13 protein-coding genes are annotated in these 19,508 nt (G+C 72.9%); 10 read left to right on the top strand and 3 right to left on the bottom strand.

Features of this window, described 5'->3' with window-relative positions; genetic code table 11:
* Positions 1 to 118 precede the first annotated feature (118 nt).
* Complete coding sequence (locus ACRYRX_RS21870) at positions 119 to 949, bottom strand: class I SAM-dependent methyltransferase (RefSeq protein ID WP_432515275.1); 831 nt, start codon at positions 947 to 949, stop codon at positions 119 to 121.
* 197 nt (positions 950 to 1,146) lie between these two features.
* Here ACRYRX_RS21870 and rpsA point away from each other — a divergent pair, with 197 nt between their 5' ends.
* Positions 1,147 to 2,658: a 30S ribosomal protein S1 gene (gene rpsA, locus ACRYRX_RS21865; RefSeq protein WP_432515274.1), complete on the top strand. Its 1,512-nt coding sequence runs from the start codon at positions 1,147 to 1,149 to the stop codon at positions 2,656 to 2,658.
* Between the two features lie 98 nt (positions 2,659 to 2,756).
* On the opposite strand, the gene ACRYRX_RS21860 is transcribed toward rpsA, so the two are convergent.
* Complete coding sequence (locus ACRYRX_RS21860; protein WP_432515273.1) at positions 2,757 to 3,812, bottom strand: LacI family DNA-binding transcriptional regulator; 1,056 nt, start codon at positions 3,810 to 3,812, stop codon at positions 2,757 to 2,759.
* Positions 3,813 to 4,145: 333 nt separating this feature from the next.
* On the opposite strand from ACRYRX_RS21860, the gene chvE reads away from it, so the two are divergent.
* The 5 genes from chvE to uvrB all read left to right on the top strand — a co-directional run bounded on the left by chvE (position 4,146) and on the right by uvrB (position 11,386).
* A complete protein-coding gene (chvE, locus tag ACRYRX_RS21855; RefSeq protein ID WP_432515272.1) occupies positions 4,146 to 5,297 on the top strand; it encodes a multiple monosaccharide ABC transporter substrate-binding protein in 1,152 nt (383 codons plus the stop codon).
* A gap of 114 nt (positions 5,298 to 5,411) precedes the next feature.
* Complete coding sequence (gene mmsA, locus ACRYRX_RS21850; RefSeq protein ID WP_432515271.1) at positions 5,412 to 7,052, top strand: multiple monosaccharide ABC transporter ATP-binding protein; 1,641 nt, start codon at positions 5,412 to 5,414, stop codon at positions 7,050 to 7,052.
* Positions 7,049 to 8,272, top strand: coding sequence for a multiple monosaccharide ABC transporter permease (gene mmsB / locus ACRYRX_RS21845; protein ID WP_432515270.1), 1,224 nt, complete (start codon positions 7,049 to 7,051; stop codon positions 8,270 to 8,272). Before mmsA ends, mmsB begins: the two co-directional genes overlap by 4 nt.
* 69 nt (positions 8,273 to 8,341) lie before the next feature.
* Entirely contained in the window at positions 8,342 to 9,235 is an 894-nt protein-coding gene (coaE, locus tag ACRYRX_RS21840) for a dephospho-CoA kinase (protein WP_432515269.1), read from the top strand.
* A 9-nt stretch (positions 9,236 to 9,244) separates the two neighbouring features.
* On the top strand, positions 9,245 to 11,386 hold the full coding sequence (gene uvrB, locus ACRYRX_RS21835; RefSeq protein ID WP_432515268.1) for an excinuclease ABC subunit UvrB: 2,142 nt from the start codon (positions 9,245 to 9,247) through the stop codon (positions 11,384 to 11,386).
* 24 nt (positions 11,387 to 11,410) lie between these two features.
* Here the strand turns inward: uvrB and ACRYRX_RS21830 are convergent, their stop codons facing one another.
* Positions 11,411 to 12,013, bottom strand: a complete 603-nt coding sequence (locus tag ACRYRX_RS21830) for a MarR family winged helix-turn-helix transcriptional regulator (protein WP_432515267.1) — start codon at positions 12,011 to 12,013, stop codon at positions 11,411 to 11,413.
* A 326-nt stretch (positions 12,014 to 12,339) separates the two neighbouring features.
* Here ACRYRX_RS21830 and uvrA point away from each other — a divergent pair, with 326 nt between their 5' ends.
* From uvrA to ACRYRX_RS21810, 4 genes are all read left to right on the top strand, one after another.
* Positions 12,340 to 15,201 (top strand): excinuclease ABC subunit UvrA, encoded by a 2,862-nt coding sequence (gene uvrA, locus ACRYRX_RS21825; protein ID WP_432515276.1) that lies wholly within the window; start codon positions 12,340 to 12,342, stop codon positions 15,199 to 15,201.
* A 221-nt stretch (positions 15,202 to 15,422) separates the two neighbouring features.
* Positions 15,423 to 16,676, top strand: coding sequence for a hypothetical protein (locus ACRYRX_RS21820; RefSeq protein WP_432515266.1), 1,254 nt, complete (start codon positions 15,423 to 15,425; stop codon positions 16,674 to 16,676).
* A 40-nt stretch (positions 16,677 to 16,716) separates the two neighbouring features.
* Positions 16,717 to 18,036, top strand: a complete 1,320-nt coding sequence (locus ACRYRX_RS21815) for a glycosyltransferase (protein ID WP_432515265.1) — start codon at positions 16,717 to 16,719, stop codon at positions 18,034 to 18,036.
* Positions 18,033 to 19,397, top strand: a complete 1,365-nt coding sequence (locus tag ACRYRX_RS21810; RefSeq protein ID WP_432515264.1) for an FAD-dependent oxidoreductase — start codon at positions 18,033 to 18,035, stop codon at positions 19,395 to 19,397. Before ACRYRX_RS21815 ends, ACRYRX_RS21810 begins: the two co-directional genes overlap by 4 nt.
* Positions 19,398 to 19,508: the final 111 nt, after the last annotated feature.

Genomic DNA, 19,508 nt, shown 5'->3' with positions numbered 1-19,508 from the left:
GGCCCACCCGCACCACCTGCCCCGTCGTCCCGGCGTGGGGGGGGGCGCCGCCCCCCCCCCCCCCCCCCCCCCCCCCCCCCGCCCCGGGGGGGGGGGGCCCCCCGCCCCCCCCCGCCGCTCAGGCCGGCCGGTCGGCCACCAGCACCAGCGTCCCCGGCAGCAGTTCCCCGCGCAGCCGGCTCCAGCCGCCCCAGACCGCGTCCCCGGAGGCCCACTCGGGTTCGACGAGGTCGCGGACGACGAACCCGGCGCCCACGAGCAGCCGCACCCAGTCCCCGACCGTGCGGTGGTGCTCGGCGTAGGTCACCGTCCCGCGCTCGTCGGCCTCGACGTAGGCGCGGCGGTCGAAGTACGAGTGGGTGGCGGTCAGCCCCTCGGGACCGGGCACGTCCGGCAGAGCCCAGCGGACCGGGTGCGGGACGCTGGCGGCCAGCCGTCCGCCGGGCTTGAGGACGCGGGCCACCTCGGCCAGGACGCGGTCGGCGTCGGCGACGAACGGCAGCGCCCCGTAGGACGTGAACGCGACGTCGAAGGCGCCGTCGGCGAAGGGCAGGACCCGCGCGTCGCACTGGGCCAGCGGCACGCCCGCGGCGGCCGCCGCCGCCGCGCCCTCGCGCAGCATCCCCAGGGACAGGTCGGTCGCCACGACGCGGGCGCCGCGCCCGGCGACCCAGCGGGCGCACTGGGCGGCGCCGGCGCCGAACTCCAGGACGGTGCGCCCGGCGAGGTCGCCCAGCAGCCCGGCGTCGGCCTCGCGCAGCCCGTCCGGGCCCCACACGAGGTCGGAGCCGGCGCGGTCGTCGCCGAGGAAGGTGCCGTGCTCGCGGCGGTAGTCGGCGGCCTCGGCGTCCCACCAGGCGCGCTGCGCCGCGACGGTCTCGGCGGCGCCGACGCCGCGGCGCCCGACGCTCGGCTGGGTCGGCGAGGGCTCGTCCACGGGGTCGTCCACGCGCCGATCCTGTCAGCCCGCCGGGGGGTGCTTTGCCCACCCCCGGTCGCACCGGTAGTCTTGGACGGCGCGCGTCTGCCCGGCTGATCCTGCCCGTCCTCCCGGACCCAGGGACCTGAGGTCTGGCCGGCCCGCGTGACGGCCGGGAACCCCCGGGCGTGACACCTGCGACTGTCCCTGACGGAGCCCCTACCTCCATGACGACCACCACGACCGCGCCGGCGGGCACCACTCCTCAGATCGCGATCAACGACATCGGATCGGCTGAGGACTTCCTTGCCGCGGTCGACGCGACCATCAAGTACTTCAACGACGGTGACATCGTCTCCGGCACCATCGTGAAGGTCGACCGTGACGAGGTCCTCCTCGACATCGGTTACAAGACCGAGGGCGTCATCCCCTCCCGCGAGCTCTCGATCAAGCACGACGTCGACCCCAACGAGGTCGTCGGTGTCGGCGACGAGGTCGAGGCCCTGGTCCTCCAGAAGGAGGACAAGGAAGGCCGCCTGATCCTGTCCAAGAAGCGCGCCCAGTACGAGCGCGCCTGGGGCACCATCGAGGCGAAGAAGGAAGCGGACGAGGTCGTCGAGGGCACCGTCATCGAGGTCGTCAAGGGTGGGCTCATCCTCGACATCGGCCTCCGCGGCTTCCTGCCCGCCTCGCTGGTCGAGATGCGTCGCGTCCGCGACCTGCAGCCGTACGTCGGCAAGACCATCGAAGCCAAGATCATCGAGCTGGACAAGAACCGCAACAACGTGGTCCTGTCCCGCCGCGCCTGGCTCGAGCAGACCCAGTCCGAGGTCCGCCAGAACTTCCTCACGACCCTGCAGAAGGGTCAGGTCCGCTCCGGCGTCGTCTCCTCGATCGTCAACTTCGGTGCGTTCGTCGACCTCGGCGGCGTCGACGGCCTGGTGCACGTCTCCGAGCTGTCCTGGAAGCACATCGACCACCCGTCCGAGGTCGTCGAGGTCGGTCAGGAAGTCACCGTCGAGGTCCTCGACGTCGACATGGACCGCGAGCGCGTCTCCCTGTCGCTCAAGGCGACGCAGGAAGACCCGTGGCAGCAGTTCGCCCGCACCCACGCGATCGGTCAGGTCGTGCCGGGCAAGGTCACCAAGCTCGTCCCGTTCGGTGCGTTCGTGCGCGTCGACGACGGCATCGAGGGCCTGGTCCACATCTCCGAGCTGGCCGAGCGCCACGTCGAGGTGCCGGAGCAGGTCGTCCAGGTCAACAGCGACATCTTCGTCAAGGTCATCGACATCGACCTGGAGCGTCGCCGGATCTCACTGTCGCTGAAGCAGGCCGACGAGTCGCTGGCCGCCGCCGGCGAGGAGTTCGACCCGTCGCTGTACGGCATGGCCGCGGACTACGACGAGCAGGGGAACTACAAGTACCCCGAGGGCTTCGACCCCGAGACCAACGACTGGCTCGAGGGCTTCGAGGCGCAGCGCGAGGAGTGGGAGGGGCAGTACGCCCTCGCCCACGAGCGCTGGGAGCAGCACAAGAAGCAGGTCGCCGACCGCGCCGAGGCCGAGGCCAAGGCCGAGGCCGAGGGTGGCACCGCCGCTTCGACCAGCACCAGCAGCTCCGCCGGCAGCTCGTCGTCGGCTCCGTCCTCCTACACCTCCGAGGCTCCGGAGGCCGCGGGCACGCTCGCGTCCGACGAGGCCCTGGCGGCCCTGCGGGAGAAGCTGACCGGCGGGAACTGAACCCGCTGATCGGCTGACGATCTGACGAAGGCCCCGACCGGATCCCGGTCGGGGCCTTCGTGCGTCCACGACCGGCCGGCGCGCGGCCGGTCGTGCGGTCAGCGCAGGACGGGCGGGGGAGCGGTGCTGGAGCGCACCACCAGGGCGGGGCGGACCGCGCCGGGTTCGACGACCCGGTCGCGCAACCGCCCGAGCAGGACCCGCACGCAGCGGCGGCCGATCTCGGCGAAGTCCTGGTGCACCGTGGTCAGCGGGGGGGAGTAGAACGCGGCCTCGGGCACGTCGTCGAAGCCGACGACGGAGACGTCCTGCGGCACCCGCAGACCCTTCTGCGCCAGCGCGTTGAGGACCCCGACGGCCATGTGGTCGTTGCCGACGAACAGGGCGGTGACCGACTCCAGCGGCAGGTCGGCGACCGCGGCGTACCCCGAGGCGGCCGACCAGTCCCCGCGCAGCGGGCGGGGCACGACCCGCATCCGCTCCACCAGGGCGGTGCGCCAGCCCGTCGACCGGGCGCGGGACTCGGCCCAGTCGCCGGGGCCGCCGATGTGGTGGACGGTCCGGTGGCCCAGGTCGAGCAGGTGGTCGGTGGCGGCACGGGCGGCGGCGACCTCGGCCCAGTAGGCGTCGGCGACCCCGGCGCCGTCCAGGCCGGGGGCGAGCACGCAGGGGAAGGCGGCGTCGGCGGCGCGGACGGCCTCCTGCGAGGCGTCCTCGGGCACCACGGCGATGGCGCCGTCGACGTACTGCCCGCGCAGGTCCTCGAGGGCCTCCTGGACGTGGGCCGTCGCCAGGTCGGGGAGCATGACCAGGGAGACGGCGTAGCCGGCGGCGCGGGCCGCCTCCTGGATCCCGGACAGGGTCATCGCCGCCCCGTAGAGCGAGGCGTTCGCGGCGACCACCCCGATGCGGTGCGAGCGGCGGGTGACCAGGGCGCGGGCCGCGACGTTGGGGCGGTAGCCGAGCTCGGTGATGGCGGCCTGCACGCGCTCGCGGGTGCGCCGGGCGACCGAGGGGCTGCCGCGGACCACGCGCGAGACGGTCTGCTGGGACACCCCGGCGAGCTGGGCGACGTCGGCGAGGACGGGCACGCGGACGTCGCCCTCGGGGGAGTTCCCCGTGACGTCGGCGTGCTCGGGCTCGTCCGTGGACATGCTCGTCCCACTTCCTGAGGACCGGAGCCCCTCGTCGGGGGCCCGGGAACGGTCGGGCGAGGGACGGCTGCGTCGACCTCGCGGCAGCAGAGTAACCCAGGATCGAGCGGTGGCGGCGGGCCGCGAGCAGCCTGCGTGCAACCGGGTGATCGGCTTGACGACGCCGATTGGCAACGCTAACAATGTGACCATCAGCTCAGCCCTGCCGGTGCCCGACGGGACGAGGAAGCCCGCCCCCACACCAGCAGATCCGCGCCACCCACGGCGCACCATCCCCTTCCCCCACGCTCCGGTGCGCGGGGGTTTCACGAGGTACAGAGGAGTCCCGCCGTGATGAAACGCCGCAGTGCCCTGGCCGTCTTCGGTGCCGGCCTCGCCCTGACCCTCGCCGCGTGCGGCGGCGGCGGCGCGGGTTCCGACACCGAGTCCGGTTCGGGCGGCGAATCGGCCAACCCGTCGGAGATCACCATCGGCGTGGCCATGCCGACCCAGACCTCCGAGCGGTGGATCGCCGACGGCAACAACGTGAAGGCGGGCCTGGAGAAGGCCGGCTACAAGGTCGACCTGCAGTACGCCAACGACGACATCCCCACCCAGTCGCAGCAGATCGACCAGATGATCACCAAGGGCGACAAGCTCCTCATCGTCGCCGCCATCGACGGCACCGCGCTGAGCAGCCAGCTGTCCTCGGCCGCCGCCGCCGGCATCAAGGTCATCTCCTACGACCGCCTCATCCGCGGGTCCAAGGACGTCGACTTCTACGTCTCCTTCGACAACTACAAGGTCGGTGTGCAGCAGGGCACCTCGCTGCTGACCGGCCTGGGCCTGAAGAACGCCGACGGGTCCGAGGGCACCGCCGCCGGTCCCTTCAACGTCGAGCTGTTCGCCGGTTCGCTGGACGACAACAACGCGCAGTTCTTCTGGGACGGCGCCTACGACACCCTCAAGCCGTACATCGACTCCGGCAAGATCGTCGTGAAGTCGGGCCAGACGAAGATCGACCAGGCCGCCATCCTGCGCTGGCAGCAGGAGACCGCGCAGAAGCGCATGGAGGACCTGCTGACCTCGGCCTACAACGACGGCAGCAAGGTCGACGGCGTCCTGTCCCCGTACGACGGCATCTCCCGCGGCATCATCACCGCGCTGCAGAACGCCGGCTACGGCACCGGCGCTCAGAAGCTGCCCGTCATCACCGGTCAGGACGCCGAGATCGCGTCGGTGAAGCTCATCAACGACGGCGTCCAGTACTCCACCATCTTCAAGGACACCCGCAAGCTCGCCGACGAGGCCGTCAAGGCCGCCTCGGCGATGGTCGAGGGTGACGAGCCCGAGGCGAACGACACCGAGACGTACGACAACGGCGTCAAGGTCGTGCCGTCCTACCTCCTGGAGTCGCAGATCGTGACGAAGGAGAACGTCAAGAGCGCTCTCGTCGACACGGAGTACTACACGCAGGCCGAGGTCGACGCCGGCAAGGCCAGCTGACCCGTCCGCCCCGCCCGTCCCGGGTCAGCACGACCCGGGGCGGGTTTCGCGTGACCCAGCGCGCGAGCACTCCCGACCACCTCCCCGACCGACACGAGGGACGACGGTTCACCGATGACCGAGAACACCCACACCACGCACTCCGGGCCCGGACGGGCCGGGAACATCCTGGAGATGCGTTCCATCACCAAGACCTTCCCCGGGGTCAAGGCGCTGTCCGACGTCTCGCTGTCGGTCCGCCGCGGTGAGGTCCACGCGATCTGCGGTGAGAACGGCGCCGGCAAGTCGACCCTCATGAAGGTCCTGTCCGGCGTCTACCCCCACGGGACCTACGAGGGGGAGATCCACTTCGACGGTCAGCTGTCGACGTTCTCCGGCATCGCGGACAGCGAGAAGGTCGGGATCGCCATCATCCACCAGGAACTCGCGCTCGTCCCGTACCTGTCGGTCGCCGAGAACCTGTTCCTGGGCAACGAGATCAAGGGCCGCGGCGGGCTCATCGACTGGAACCGCACCAACGGCGAGGCCTCCAGGCTGCTCGCCCGCGTGGGGCTGGCCGAGAACCCGACGACCCCGATCGGTCAGCTCGGGGTCGGCAAGCAGCAGCTGGTCGAGATCGCCAAGGCGCTCAGCAAGGACGTGCGCCTGCTGATCCTCGACGAGCCCACCGCGGCGCTGAACGACAACGACTCCGCCCACCTGCTCGACCTGCTGCGCCAGCTGCGGGACGAGGGCATGACCAGCATCATCATCTCGCACAAGCTGAACGAGATCGAGGCGATCGCCGACTCGGTGACGATCATCCGCGACGGCCGCACCATCGAGACGCTGGACATGCGCGCCGACGCGGTGACCGAGGACCGCATCATCCGCGGCATGGTCGGTCGCGACCTGGACTCCCGCTACCCCGAGCGCACCTCGAACCCGGGGGAGGAGATCCTGCGGATCGAGGACTGGACCGTCGGGCACGCCTCCCAGGACCGCGTCGTCGTCGACCACGCGTCGCTGAACGTGCGGGCCGGTGAGGTCGTCGGCATCGCCGGGCTGATGGGCGCCGGCCGCACCGAGCTGGCGATGAGCGTGTTCGGCCGCAGCTACGGGCGCTACCTCGGCGGGCAGCTGTACATCCACGGGAAACCCGTCCAGGCCCGCTCGGTGCGCGAGGCCATCAAGGTCGGCCTCGCCTACGCGACCGAGGACCGCAAGAAGTTCGGCCTCAACCTCATCGACGACATCAAGCGCAACGTCTCGGCGGCGGCCCTCGACAAGCTCGCGACCGGCGGTTTCGTCGACGCGAACGAGGAGATCAAGGTCGCCGAGGACAGCAAGCGGAGCATGAACATCAAGGCTCCCACCGTGAGCGCCCTGACGGGCAAGCTCTCCGGCGGGAACCAGCAGAAGGTCGTCCTGTCGAAGTGGATCTACTCCGACCCCGAGGTGCTGATCCTCGACGAGCCCACCCGCGGGATCGACGTCGGCGCCAAGTACGAGATCTACACGATCATCAACCGGCTCGTCGCGGCCGGCAAGGCCGTCATCGTCATCTCCTCCGAACTGCCCGAGCTGCTGGGCATCTGCGACCGCATCTACACGCTGTCGGCCGGGCGCATCACCGGTGAGGTGCCGATCGAGCAGGCCTCGCAGGAGTCCCTGATGGTCCTCATGACGAAGGACCGCAGCCTGACGACCGAGCCGAACCCCCACCCCACCCCCTCTTCCAGCGAAGAACTCACCCCGCAGGAGCGCACCGCATGAGCGGCAGCACGCTGACCAAGGACAAGCCCGCGCCCACGCCGCGCACCGGCAGCGCGAACCCCTTCGTCGCGATCACCCAGAACCTGCGCGAGAGCGGCATCTACATCGCGTTCGTCGTCGTGGTGCTGTTCTTCGCGGTCTTCACCGACGGGCTGTCGCTCAGCCCGACGAACGTGACGAACATCGTCCTGCAGTACTCCTACGTGCTGGTCCTGGCGATCGGCATGCTCATCGTCATCGTCGCCGGCCACATCGACCTGTCGGTGGGGTCGGTGGTCGCCCTGACCGGGGCGGTCTCGGCCCAGCTGGTCATCGGGCACGACCAGCCCTGGTACGTCGGGATCCTGGCCGCCCTCGGCGTCGGGCTCGTCATCGGCGCCTGGCAGGGTTTCTGGGTCGCCTTCGTCGGCGTCCCGGCCTTCATCGTGACGCTGGCGGGCATGCTGCTGTTCCGCGGTCTGACCTTGTACGTCCTCGACAACGTCTCGCTGTCGCCGTTCCCCGAGCAGTACGGCAAGGTCGCGACCGGGTTCGTCCCCGCCCTCATGGGCGGGTACGGGTACGACGCCTTCACGCTGTTCATCGCCGCGCTGGCCGTGGTCGCCTTCGCCGTGCAGCAGGTCCGGACGCGCGTGGCGAAGGTCCGTTACCAGCAGGTCGTCGACGCGATGCCGCTGTTCGTCCTGAAGATCGTGGCCGTCGCCGCCGTGGTCATGGCGTTCGCGTGGCAGCTGGCGAACTCGCGCGGTCTGCCGATCGTGCTCATCATCCTGGCCGTCCTCATCCTGGCCTACTCCACGATCATGAAGTCCTCGGTGTTCGGGCGCCAGGTCTACGCCATCGGCGGCAACCTCGCCGCGGCGCAGCTGTCCGGCGTGAACGTCCGCCGGGTGAACTTCTGGATCTTCGTCAACATGGGCTTCCTGGCCGCCGTGGCCGGGGTCATCTTCTCCTCGCGCTCCAACGGCGCCCAGCCCGGCGCCGGGAACAGCTTCGAGCTCGACGCCATCGCCGCGGCCTTCATCGGCGGCGCGGCCGTCACCGGTGGTGTCGGCAAGATCCAGGGCGCGATGATCGGTGGTCTGCTCGTCGGCGTCATCTCCAACGGGATGCAGCTGCTCGGTGTCGACCAGTCCCTGCAGCAGGTCATCAAGGGCCTGGTGCTGCTGCTGGCCGTCGCCTTCGACGTCTTCAACAAGCGCCGCGGCGGGGTCCGCTGACCCTCCCGAGGCGCTGAGCGCAGGGCCCGTCCGGTTCTCCGGGCGGGCCCTTCGTCTATCGTCGGCCGGGTGCTGCGCGTGGGGCTGACCGGGGGGATCGGAGCGGGCAAGTCCACGGTCTCGCGACTGCTGACGGGGCTGGGGGCGGTGCTCGTCGACGCCGACGTCCTGGCCCGCGAGGTGGTCGCCCCCGGGACCCCCGGCCTGGCCGCGGTCGTCGCCGAGTTCGGGTCCGGCGTGCTCGCCGCCGACGGTGCCCTGGACCGGCCGGCCCTGGGCCGGGTCGTCTTCGCCGACCCGCGGCGCCGCGCGGCGCTGAACGCGATCGTCCACCCGCTCGTCGCCGCCCGCCGGCGGGAGCTGCGGGCGGCGGCCGCCGAGGACGCCGTCGTGGTGGAGGACGTGCCGCTGCTGGTGGAGACCGGCGCCGCCCCCGGGTACCCACTGGTCGTCGTGGTCGACGCCGACGCGGCCGAGCGCGAACGCCGGCTGGTCGCCGAGCGGGGGATGGACCCCGCCGACGCGCGCGCCCGGATCGCCGCGCAGGCCGGCGACGGCGAGCGCCGGGCCGCGGCCGACGTGCTGCTGCCCAACCCGCGGCGGGAGCCGGGGCGGCCGGACCCGCTGCCCGCGCTCGTCGAGCGGCTGTGGCGCGAGCGGCTCCTGCCGTTCGAGGCGGGGCTGCGCGCCGGCCGGCCCGGGCCCGTCCCGGACGGGGAGCCGACCGCGGCGGACGCCCGCCGGGTGCTGGCCCGCCTGGAGGCCGCCGCCGGGCGGGCGCGGCTGGAGCAGGCGGCCTCCTGGCCGCTGCGGGCCAGGGTGCCCGCCGAGGGCGGGCTGGCCTCCGTCGGGTACGTCGGGGCCGGGCCGGGGCGGTTCGCCAGCGCGGACCCCGGCTGCGCCGTCGTGGTGGACGTCGAGGGCGAGGTCGCCGGGGCGGCTCGTGTCGGAGGTCGCGCCTAGTCTTCCCCCATGCGGCCGACGACAGACCTCCAGCGCCGGGTGGCCCCCTTCCAGGTGGTCTCCGAGTTCTCCCCCTCGGGGGACCAGCCCACCGCGATCGCCGAGCTGGCCAGGCGGGTGAACGCCGGTGAGCAGGACGTCGTGCTGCTCGGGGCGACCGGCACCGGGAAGTCGGCGACCACGGCCTGGCTCATCGAGCAGGTCCAGCGGCCGACGCTGGTGATGGCTCCCAACAAGACCCTCGCCGCGCAGCTGGCCAACGAGTTCCGCGAGCTGCTGCCGAACAACGCGGTCGAGTACTTCGTCTCCTACTACGACTACTACCAGCCCGAGGCGTACGTCCCGCAGTCGGACACGTACATCGAGAAGGACTCCTCGATCAACGACGAGGTCGAGCGCCTGCGGCACTCGGCGACGAACTCGCTGCTGACCCGCCGCGACGTCGTCGTGGTCGCCACCGTGTCCTGCATCTACGGCCTGGGCACCCCGCAGGAGTACGTCGACCGGATGGTGACGCTGGAGGTGGGCGACACCATCGAGCGCGACGTCCTGCTGCGCAAGTTCGTCGAGGAGCAGTACACCCGCAACGACCTCGCCTTCACGCGGGGCACGTTCCGGGTGCGCGGGGACACCGTCGAGATCATCCCGCAGTACGAGGAGCACGCGCTGCGGATCGAGTTCTTCGGCGACGAGATCGACAAGCTGTACACGCTGAACCCGCTGACGGGGGAGATCATCCGCGAGGAGGACCTCGTCCACGTCTTCCCGGCCTCGCACTACGTCGCCGGTCCCGAGCGCCTCGAGCGCGCCATCGGGACCATCGAGGCCGAGCTCACCGAGCGGCTGGCCGAGCTGGAGCAGCAGGGCAAGCTGCTGGAGGCTCAGCGGCTGCGGATGCGCACGACGTACGACGTCGAGATGCTGCGGCAGGTCGGGTCCTGCTCGGGGGTCGAGAACTACTCCCGCCACCTCGACGGCCGGGAGGCGGGGTCGGCGTCGAACACGCTGCTGGACTACTTCCCCGAGGACTTCCTGCTCGTCATCGACGAGTCGCACGTCACGGTCCCGCAGATCGGCGCCATGTACGAGGGCGACATGTCCCGCAAGCGGACGCTGGTGGACTTCGGGTTCCGGCTGCCGAGCGCGATGGACAACCGGCCCCTGCGCTGGGAGGAGTTCCTCGAGCGCGTCGGGCAGACCGTCTACCTGTCGGCCACGCCGGGGGACTACGAGCTGTCGCGCAGCGACGGCGTCGTCGAGCAGATCATCCGCCCGACCGGCCTGGTCGACCCCGAGGTCGTGGTGAAACCCACCAAGGGCCAGATCGACGACCTGCTGCACGAGATCTCGCTGCGCACCGCCAAGGACGAGCGCGTCCTGGTGACGACGCTGACGAAGAAGATGGCCGAGGACCTCACGGACTACTTCCTCGACCAGGGCGTGCGGGTGCGGTACCTGCACTCCGAGGTCGACACGCTGCGCCGGGTGGAGCTGCTGCGGGAGCTGCGGCAGGGCGAGTACGACGTCCTGGTCGGCATCAACCTGCTGCGCGAGGGGCTGGACCTGCCGGAGGTGTCGCTGGTGGCGATCCTCGACGCCGACAAGGAGGGGTTCCTGCGGTCGTCGAAGTCGCTCATCCAGACGATCGGGCGCGCGGCCCGCAACGTGTCCGGTCAGGTGCACATGTACGCCGACCGGATCACGCCGTCGATGGCCGAGGCCATCGAGGAGACCAACCGCCGGCGCGAGAAGCAGGTCGCCTACAACACCGAGCGCGGTGTCGACCCCCAGCCGCTGCGCAAGAAGATCGCGGACATCACCGACCTCATCGCCCGCGAGGACGCCGACACCGCCGAGCTCCTCGCCGCCGCCCAGGGCGGCAGCGGCCGCTCGCAGTCCCGGGGCAAGGCGCCGACGCCCGCGAAGGGGGCCACCAGGGGCAGCAAGGGCAAGAACGTCGGCCGCGAGGTCGGCCCGGCCCCCCGCGAGAGCCTGCCGCAGGCCGACCTGGCCCAGCTCATCCAGGAGCTGACCGACCAGATGCACTCCGCCGCGGCCGAGCTGCAGTTCGAGCTCGCCGCCCGGTTGCGCGACGAGGTGGGGGACCTGAAGAAGGAGCTGCGGGGGATGCGCGCGGCTCAGGGGGCCTAGGCGCGGGACGCTCGCGCGGGCGGCTCAGGCTCCCTGCGGTGCGCTCCCCAGCCCGGGGACGGGGGAGACGCTGCCGGTGCGGCGCAGGTGCTCGAACAGCGTGGTGCTGATCTCGCGCAACTGCTGGAGCTGGGTGGGGGACAGCTGGTCGAACAGCGTGCTGCGCACCGTCTCGACGTGCCCGGGGGCCGCGGCGCGCAGGGCCTGCATCCCCTCCTCGGTGAGGACGGCGATGAACCCCCGCCCGTCGGTGGGGCAGGAGCGGCGCTGCACCCAGCCGCGCTCCTCCATGCGCGCCACGGCGTGCGAGACGCGGCTGCGGGAGGCGAGGGAGGACTCGGCGAGCTCGCTCATCCGCAGCGAGCGCTCGGGCGCCTCGGACAGCCGCACGAGCATCTCGTAGTAGGTCAGGACGATGCCCGAGTCGTGCTGCAGCTGGCGGTCGAAGCGGTCCAGCAGCAGCTGGGTCGTCGACAGGAAGACGCGCCAGGTGACCTGCTCGTCGTCGTCGAGCCAGCGGGTCCCGTCCGGGGTCGCCCTCGGGGGTGTCCCCGGGGGTGCGGGTGCGGTGGCCCCCTCGGTGCTCTCGTCGTCGGCGTGCTGCAGGAGTGTCCCGGGTCGTGCCATGCGCCGAGCGTAAGCAGAACGCTCAACTACCTGCGTCCCCCGAACGGTGGACCTGGGTCCCGCCGAGCCACCGGCACGTCCGCTGACCTGCGCGATCGCGGCCGGGCGCCGACCGCCCGGCCCCTCCCGGGCCCCGGTCGAACAGCGGTCGAACAACCGCGCGGGCGCTCGTGTCGGAGGGGGCGCCTAGGGTTGGGCCCGTGGCTTCTCGGACCCCTTCCCCGCGCACCGGCACGTCCTCCCGCACCACCGCCCGCAAGCCGTCGGCCGCGTCCGCGTCCCCGCGCCCGGTCGCGAGCGCGCGGGTCCCCGGCGACCGCCTCGTCGTGCGCGGGGCGCGCGAGCACAACCTCAAGGACGTGTCCGTCGACCTGCCGCGCGACAGCCTCGTCGTCTTCACCGGCCTGTCCGGGTCGGGCAAGAGCTCGCTGGCCTTCGACACGATCTTCGCCGAGGGCCAGCGCCGGTACGTGGAGTCGCTGTCGGCCTACGCCCGGCAGTTCCTGGGGCAGATGGACAAGCCCGACGTCGACTTCATCGAGGGCCTGTCCCCGGCCGTCTCCATCGACCAGAAGTCGACCTCGCGCAACCCCCGCTCGACGGTGGGGACGATCACCGAGGTCTACGACTACCTGCGCCTGCTGTTCGCCCGCGCCGGGCAGCCGCACTGCCCCGTCTGCGACGAGCCGGTCGGGCGGCAGACGCCGCAGCAGATCGTCGACCAGCTGCTGGAGATGCCCGACGGCACTCGCTTCCAGGTCCTGGCCCCCGTCGTGCGCGAGCGCAAGGGGGAGTACGCCGAGCTGTTCCGCGAGCTGCAGGCCAAGGGCTTCGCCCGCGCGCGGGTCGACGGGGACGTCGTCCCGCTGGACAACCCGCCGACGCTGCAGAAGCGCCTCAAGCACACCATCGAGGTCGTGGTCGACCGCCTCGTCGTCAAGGACGGCGTCAAGCGGCGCCTCACCGACTCGGTCGAGACCGCGCTGGTGCTGTCGTCGGGGCTGCTGGTCGCCGACCTCGTCGACGTCGAGGGCCCCGAGGGGGAACGCCGCTTCTCCGAGAAGATGGCCTGCCCCAACGAGCACCCCCTCGAGCTCGACGAGATCGAGCCCCGCTCGTTCTCCTTCAACTCCCCCTTCGGGGCCTGCCCGGAGTGCACCGGCATCGGCACCCAGCTCGAGGTGGACCCCGAGCTCGTCGTCCCCGACGAGGACCTGTCCCTGAAGGAGGGCGCCATCGCGCCCTGGGCGTCCGGGTCGGCCGACTACTTCGAACGGCTCGTCACCGCCCTGGCCGACGACCTGTCGTTCTCCGTGGAGACGCCGTGGCGGGCCCTGCCCAAGCGGGCCAAGGACGCCCTGCTGTACGGCAAGGACCACCAGGTCCACGTCCGCTACAAGAACCGGTGGGGCCGGGAGCGCTCCTACTCCACCGGGTTCGAGGGGGTCGTCGAGTTCGTCAAGCGCCGGCACGCCGAGACCGAGTCCGACTCCTCCAAGGAGCGGTACGAGGGCTACATGCGCGAGACCCCGTGCCCGGCGTGCCGCGGCGACCGGCTGAAGCCGACCTCGCTGGCGGTGAAGCTGGCCGGCCTGTCGATCTCGCAGATCTGCGCCATGCCGATCGACGAGTGCTCGCGGTTCCTGGACACCATGCAGCTCGCGCCGCGCGAGAAGAAGATCGCCGGGCAGGTGCTCAAGGAGATCCAGGCCCGGCTGGGGTTCCTGCTCGACGTCGGCCTCGACTACCTGTCGCTGGCCCGGCCCTCGGGCACCCTGTCCGGCGGGGAGGCCCAGCGCATCCGGCTGGCGACCCAGATCGGCTCCGGCCTCGTGGGGGTGCTCTACGTCCTGGACGAGCCGTCGATCGGGTTGCACCAGCGCGACAACCGCCGCCTCATCGACACCCTCACCCGGCTGCGCGACCTGGGGAACACCCTCATCGTCGTCGAGCACGACGAGGACACCGTCCGCGTCGCGGACTGGATCGTCGACTTCGGCCCCGGGGCCGGTGAGCGCGGCGGCGAGGTCGTGCACTCCGGGGACCTGGAGGGGTTGCTGGCCAACCCGAAGTCGCTCACGGGGCAGTACCTGTCCGGGGCCCGGGCCATCGAGGTCCCGGCGCAGCGCCGGCCCTCCGACGGTCGCGCGCTCGTCGTCACCGGCGCCCGCGAGCACAACCTCAAGGACGTCACCGTCGAGTTCCCCCTCGGGCAGCTCGTCGCGGTGACGGGAGTGTCGGGCTCGGGCAAGTCCACCCTGGTCAACGACATCCTCTACACCGTCCTGGCGAACCGGCTGAACGGCGCCCGCCGGGTCCCGGGCCGGCACAAGTCCGTGCAGGGGCTGGAGCACCTCGACAAGGTCGTGCACGTCGACCAGAGCCCCATCGGCCGCACCCCGCGGTCCAACCCGGCCACCTACACCGGCGTCTTCGACCACATCCGCAAGCTCTTCGCCTCCGCCCCGGAGTCGAAGCTGCGCGGCTACCAGCCGGGCCGGTTCTCCTTCAACATCAAGGGCGGTCGCTGCGAGGCGTGCGCGGGCGACGGCACGCTGAAGATCGAGATGAACTTCCTGCCCGACGTGTACGTGCCGTGCGAGGTCTGCCACGGGGCCCGGTACAACCGGGAGACCCTCGAGGTGCACTTCAAGGGCAAGACCATCGCCGAGGTCCTCGACATGCCCATCGAGGAGGCCGCGGAGTTCTTCGCGGCCGTCCCGGCCATCGCGCGGTACATGACGACGCTGACCGAGGTCGGCCTGGGGTACGTCCGGCTGGGCCAGCCGGCGACGACGCTGTCCGGCGGGGAGGCGCAGCGCGTTAAGCTCGCCTCCGAGCTGCAGCGCCGCTCCAACGGCCGCACGATCTACGTCCTGGACGAGCCGACGACGGGTCTGCACTTCGAGGACATCCGCAAGCTGCTCGGCGTGGTGCAGGGCCTGGTCGACAAGGGCAACAGCGTCCTGGTCATCGAGCACAACCTCGACGTCATCAAGTCCGCCGACTGGCTGGTGGACATGGGCCCCGAGGGCGGCAACGGCGGCGGGACGGTCATCTGCACGGGCACGCCCGAGGAGGTCGCCGCGAACCCCGACAGCTACACGGGGCAGTTCCTCGCGCAGGTCCTGCCGGCCGCCGCCACGGCCACCGCGGGCACGCGCCGCCGGCGGGCTCGCGCCAGCTGACGACGCAGGGGCGGTCGGGGCTGCTCACGGTCCCGATCGCCTACTGCCCGTGAGTTTTCGGCCGTCCGATCTTTGACCCTCGGTGATCTACCGAAACCCTTCGTGTTTGTTCGGGGCAACCGAGGAAACCCCCTCCGGCGGCCCCCCGGGACCTGCAACACTCGGCGCCGATCACGGCCGGCCGACCGGGGGGTCCCGGCTGCAGCGACGAGGGGGGACGGATGAGCCAGACCACCACCGACAGCACGCGCACCACCGACGAGGGCCACGCCCAGGGGGCCGTGCCGCGCCCCCGCAGCGCCGGTGCCGCCCCCGCGCTGGAGGCGGCCCGGCGCGGCGTGCGCTGGCTGCAGCGCTCCGGCATCCAGAGCGCCGGCGGCGGCTACCACTCCTGGTTCGACCGCACCGCGCAGGTCTACCCCTTCGAGTACTCCGAGGTGACCGGCTACCAGGTCACCCTCGGCGCCTGGCTCGCCGCCCGCGCGGACCTCGCCCCGCGCGAGGTCGCCCTCGGCGACGCCGAGCGGGCCGTCCAGTGGCTCGCCACGGCCGTCCAGCCCGTTCCCGGCGCCTTCCGCTGCCTGGAGGCCTCCGCCGCGGTCGGCCGCTTCGCCGGCAAGGCCGACCGGCTCTACACGTTCGACGCGGGGATCATCCTGCAGGGCCTGGTCGCCCACCACGTCGCCCGCGCGGCCGAGGGCGGCAGCGCCCTGGCCCTGCGCACCGCCGTCGACACCGGCGAGTGGCTGCTGCGGCACGTCGACGCCGACGGCGTCGTCCAGCCCTGGCCCGCGACCCCCGAGGCGGGGGCCTGGCAGGACGCCCCCGCCGACTGGTCCACCCGACCCGGCGTCCACCACGCCAAGATCGGGATCGGCCTGGCCGCCCTGGGGGAGGTGACCGGCGACGAGCGCTTCACCCGCGCCGCCGTCGCCGTCTGCGAGGACGCGCTGCACCACCAGACCGAGTCGGGCCGCTTCGTCACCAACCCGGTGGCCGGAACCACCAACCTCCACCCGCACTGCTACGCGGCTGAGGCGCTGTGGGCCGTGGGGACCGCCACCGGTCGCGAGGACCTCCTCGCCGCCTCCGAGCGCGCCACCCTGTGGGCCCTGGCCACCACCGACCGCGAAGGGCTGCCCCCGCGCCGGGCCGGGGCCGACGAGGCCGGGCGGACGGGCGTCGTGCGCCACCCCCGCGTCGACGCCGTCGCCCAGGTCCTGCGGCTCGCGGCCCTGCACTCGGTCCACGGCACCCGCGCCGCCCAGCGACTGACCGCCACCCTGCTGGGCCGTCAGGTCCACGCCCCCGACGAACCCCGCGCCCACGGCGGCTTCGCCTTCGGCGCCGGCACCGACGGCACCCCGCTGCCGCACGCCAACGTCTGGGTCACCGCCTTCGCCGTCCAGGCCCTCGTCCTGGCCGCCGGTGAGCGCCGCGGCACCGCGGTCCTCGACTGGCGCCACCTCGTCTAAGCCGGGGGACGCGAAGCACGTGGCTCGGATCCTGCTCCTCATGACCCGACCGCTGGCCGGCGCCGGCGGCCGGGGACTGGTCCTGCGGACCATCGTCGACTCCCTCGCCGGGGCCGGTCACGACGTGGTCTGCGCCGTCGTCGGCGGCCCCGACGACGTCGTCCCCGTCGACCGCTCGGTCGCCACCCACCGGCTGCCCGACGTCCGCTGGTGGGAGGTCGCCGGTCCCGCCGCCGCCCGCCGCGGCCTGCGGTCCTTCAACGAGCGGCTCTACTACTCGCCCCGCGTCCAGCGGGCCGTGCAGCGCATCGTCGCCGCCGAGCGCATCGACGCCGTGGTCGCCGACGGCGTGCGGCTGGCCCCCTACGCCGAGGACTCCGGCCGGCCCTGGTTCGTCGACCTCGACGACCTGCTGTCCGACCGCTACGACCTGTGGCGCTCGCGGTCGATGGACCTGCACCAGCTGCTCGGGCACCGGCGGCCCGCCTCGCCGGTGGCGTCCGCGCTGCTGCGGCGGGTGCCGGTCGGGCGCGTCCTGGCCCGGGAGGCCGCTCGTCTGCGGGCCCGGGAGGACGAGCTGGCTCGCACCGCCCACGGGACGTCGCTGGTCTCCCCGACGGAGGCGGCCCGGCTCGCCGAGCGCGCCGGCGTCGACGTGCAGGCCCTGCCCATGGCCGTCACCGCCCAGGTGCAGCGGCAGTGGGCCGGAGGTGCCGCGCTGGACCGGCGGCTGGCCTTCCCCGGGTCGCTGACGGCCTTCGCCAACGAGGAGGCGGTCCGCTGGTGGATCGAGGAGCTCGAACCGGCGCTGCGCGCCAACGGGCTCGACGGGTGGCAGCTGCACGTCTTCGGCGAGGTGCCGGAGTCGGTGCGGCCGCGGGTCACGGCCCCCTCGGTGGTGCTGCGCGGCGCGTTCGACCGTGAACGCCTGCACACCGAGCTCGTCCAGCACTCCTTCCTGCTGGCGCCCCAGCGCGAGGCGCTGGGGCTGACGGTGAAGGTCGTCGAAGCCGCCGTGCTGGGCCTGGTCCCGATCACCACGCCGCAGGGCGCCTCGGGCATGGGGGTCTCGCACGGGGACCAGGTGCTGCTGTTCCGCGACGGCGAGGGCCTGGCCCGGGCGCTCGCGACGCTGGAGCGGTGGGCCGCCGAGGGCGGGGCGCAGACCGCGCAGCTGGCCGGGCGGGCGCACACCTGGGCCCGGCGCGGCTTCGCCGCCGAGGTCCTGACCCGCCGCTGGGCGGCCGTGGTCGAGCAGCTGGTCGGGGCGCCGCCCGACCGGCGCGGACCGAGCGGGGCCGGTGGTCCCGCTGGTCCCGGTGACCCGGACGACGTCGTGAACGAAGGGAGCCGCCGGTGAGCACGGTGAGCGTGGAGCAGGTCGAGGAACACCGCGGCGCCGGTGAGCCGGTCGTCGTCGTCGGCGCCGGACCCGCCGGGCTGGCCGCCGCCGAGCACCTGCTGGACGCGGGGGAGCAGGTCGTCGTGGTCGACGGCGCACCGGGCGTCGGCGGGCTGAGCCGCTCCGTGGAGCTGTGGGGGCACCGGTTCGACCTCGGGCCGCACAGCTTCCTGTCGAGCTCGCACCCGGAGTCGGTCCGCCGCTGGCTGGACCTGGCCGGCGCCGCGGGGGGAGTGGAGCGCACCGAGGCGGTGCGCGCGGCCGTCTGGCGCGGCCGTGTCGTCGGGTTCCCGCCCCGCCCCGCGGACGTGCTGCGGACCGCGGGGGCGGGTACCACCGCCCGGCTGGCCGCCGGGAAGGTCGCCGCCCGGCTGCCCCGTCCCCGCTCCGCGGCGGACTCGGCCCACGCCGCGCTCGTGGCGCGCCACGGCGCCGCGCTCGTCGAGGAGCTGTTCGTCCCCTACTGCCGCAAGTACCTCGGGGTCCACCCCCGGGAGCTGTCCCCGGCGTTCGCCGACAAGCTGCAGGGCACCCGGCGCGGCTGGGACGGCCCCGTCGAGCTGCTGACCCCCAGCGGCGGCACGGGGGCGGTCTGGGAGGAGCTGGCCCGCCGGCTCGTGGCGCGCGGGGCCCGCCTGCTGCTGCGGACCGCGGTCGTGGGGCTGACCGCCGAGGACGGCCGCATCACGGCCGTGCGGCTGCGCGACGCCTCGGGGGAGTCGGCGCTGCCGGTGCGGGCGGTGGTCTCCAGCGCACCGGCGCCGGTGCTGCTGCGGTGGCTGCCCGGGACCAGCGCGCCCACCGGCCCGGTGCTGGGCTCGCGCGACACCTACCTCGTGCACCTGCTGCTGGACGGGGCGCCCGGGACCGGCGCGGTCGGCCAGGACAGCCACTACGTCACGGCCTACGACGAGTCGGTGCGGGTGGGACGCCTGTCCAACACCCGGGCGTGGCGGCCCGCGGCGTTCCGCGACGAACCCCGCACCGTCCTGTGCGCGGAGTTCTGGAGCTCCGGCGACGACGACCTGTCCGCCCGCTCCGACCACGAGCTGGCCTCGCTGGCCATCGCCGAGCTGCCCCGGTTCGGCGTCGACCCGCGGGTGCGGGTGGTCGACCACGACGTGCTCCGGCTGCCCCGCAGCGTCCCGGTGCTGACGCGCGGGGTCGAGCAGGCCCGGGACGCGGTGGACGCCCAGCTCGACCGGTTCACCAACCTCGCCCGGGTGGGGCGGCACGGCCGGCACGACTGGGACGGTCAGGAGGACTCCCTGCTGACCGGGCGGTCCATCGGCGCGCACGTCCTCGCCGCGCAGGGCTGACCACCTCCCTGGGGGCGGGGGGGGGGGGGGGGGGGGGGGGGGGGGGGGCGGGGGGGGCGGGGCGGGGGGGGGGGGGGGGGGGTGGGGGGGCTCACGCCGGAGCCACGCGAC

Source organism: Kineococcus lubricus, assembly GCF_050871965.1.
GTDB lineage: Bacteria > Actinomycetota > Actinomycetes > Actinomycetales > Kineococcaceae > Kineococcus.
The sequence above is the reverse complement of the archived record's forward strand: the minus strand, read 5'-3'. Positions and strand labels throughout refer to the sequence as shown.

Bases quoted from the DNA above. Each gene is read 5' to 3' on its own strand.
- rpsA (WP_432515274.1), top strand. From the start codon at position 1,147: ATGACGACCACCACGACCGCGCCGGCGGGCACCACTCCTCAGATCGCG.
- ACRYRX_RS21860 (WP_432515273.1), bottom strand. From the start codon at position 3,812: ATGTCCACGGACGAGCCCGAGCACGCCGACGTCACGGGGAACTCCCCC.
- chvE (WP_432515272.1), top strand. From the start codon at position 4,146: ATGAAACGCCGCAGTGCCCTGGCCGTCTTCGGTGCCGGCCTCGCCCTG.
- mmsA (WP_432515271.1), top strand. From the start codon at position 5,412: ATGACCGAGAACACCCACACCACGCACTCCGGGCCCGGACGGGCCGGG.
- mmsB (WP_432515270.1), top strand. From the start codon at position 7,049: ATGAGCGGCAGCACGCTGACCAAGGACAAGCCCGCGCCCACGCCGCGC.
- uvrB (WP_432515268.1), top strand. From the start codon at position 9,245: ATGCGGCCGACGACAGACCTCCAGCGCCGGGTGGCCCCCTTCCAGGTG.
- ACRYRX_RS21830 (WP_432515267.1), bottom strand. From the start codon at position 12,013: ATGGCACGACCCGGGACACTCCTGCAGCACGCCGACGACGAGAGCACC.
- ACRYRX_RS21820 (WP_432515266.1), top strand. From the start codon at position 15,423: ATGAGCCAGACCACCACCGACAGCACGCGCACCACCGACGAGGGCCAC.
- ACRYRX_RS21815 (WP_432515265.1), top strand. From the start codon at position 16,717: ATGACCCGACCGCTGGCCGGCGCCGGCGGCCGGGGACTGGTCCTGCGG.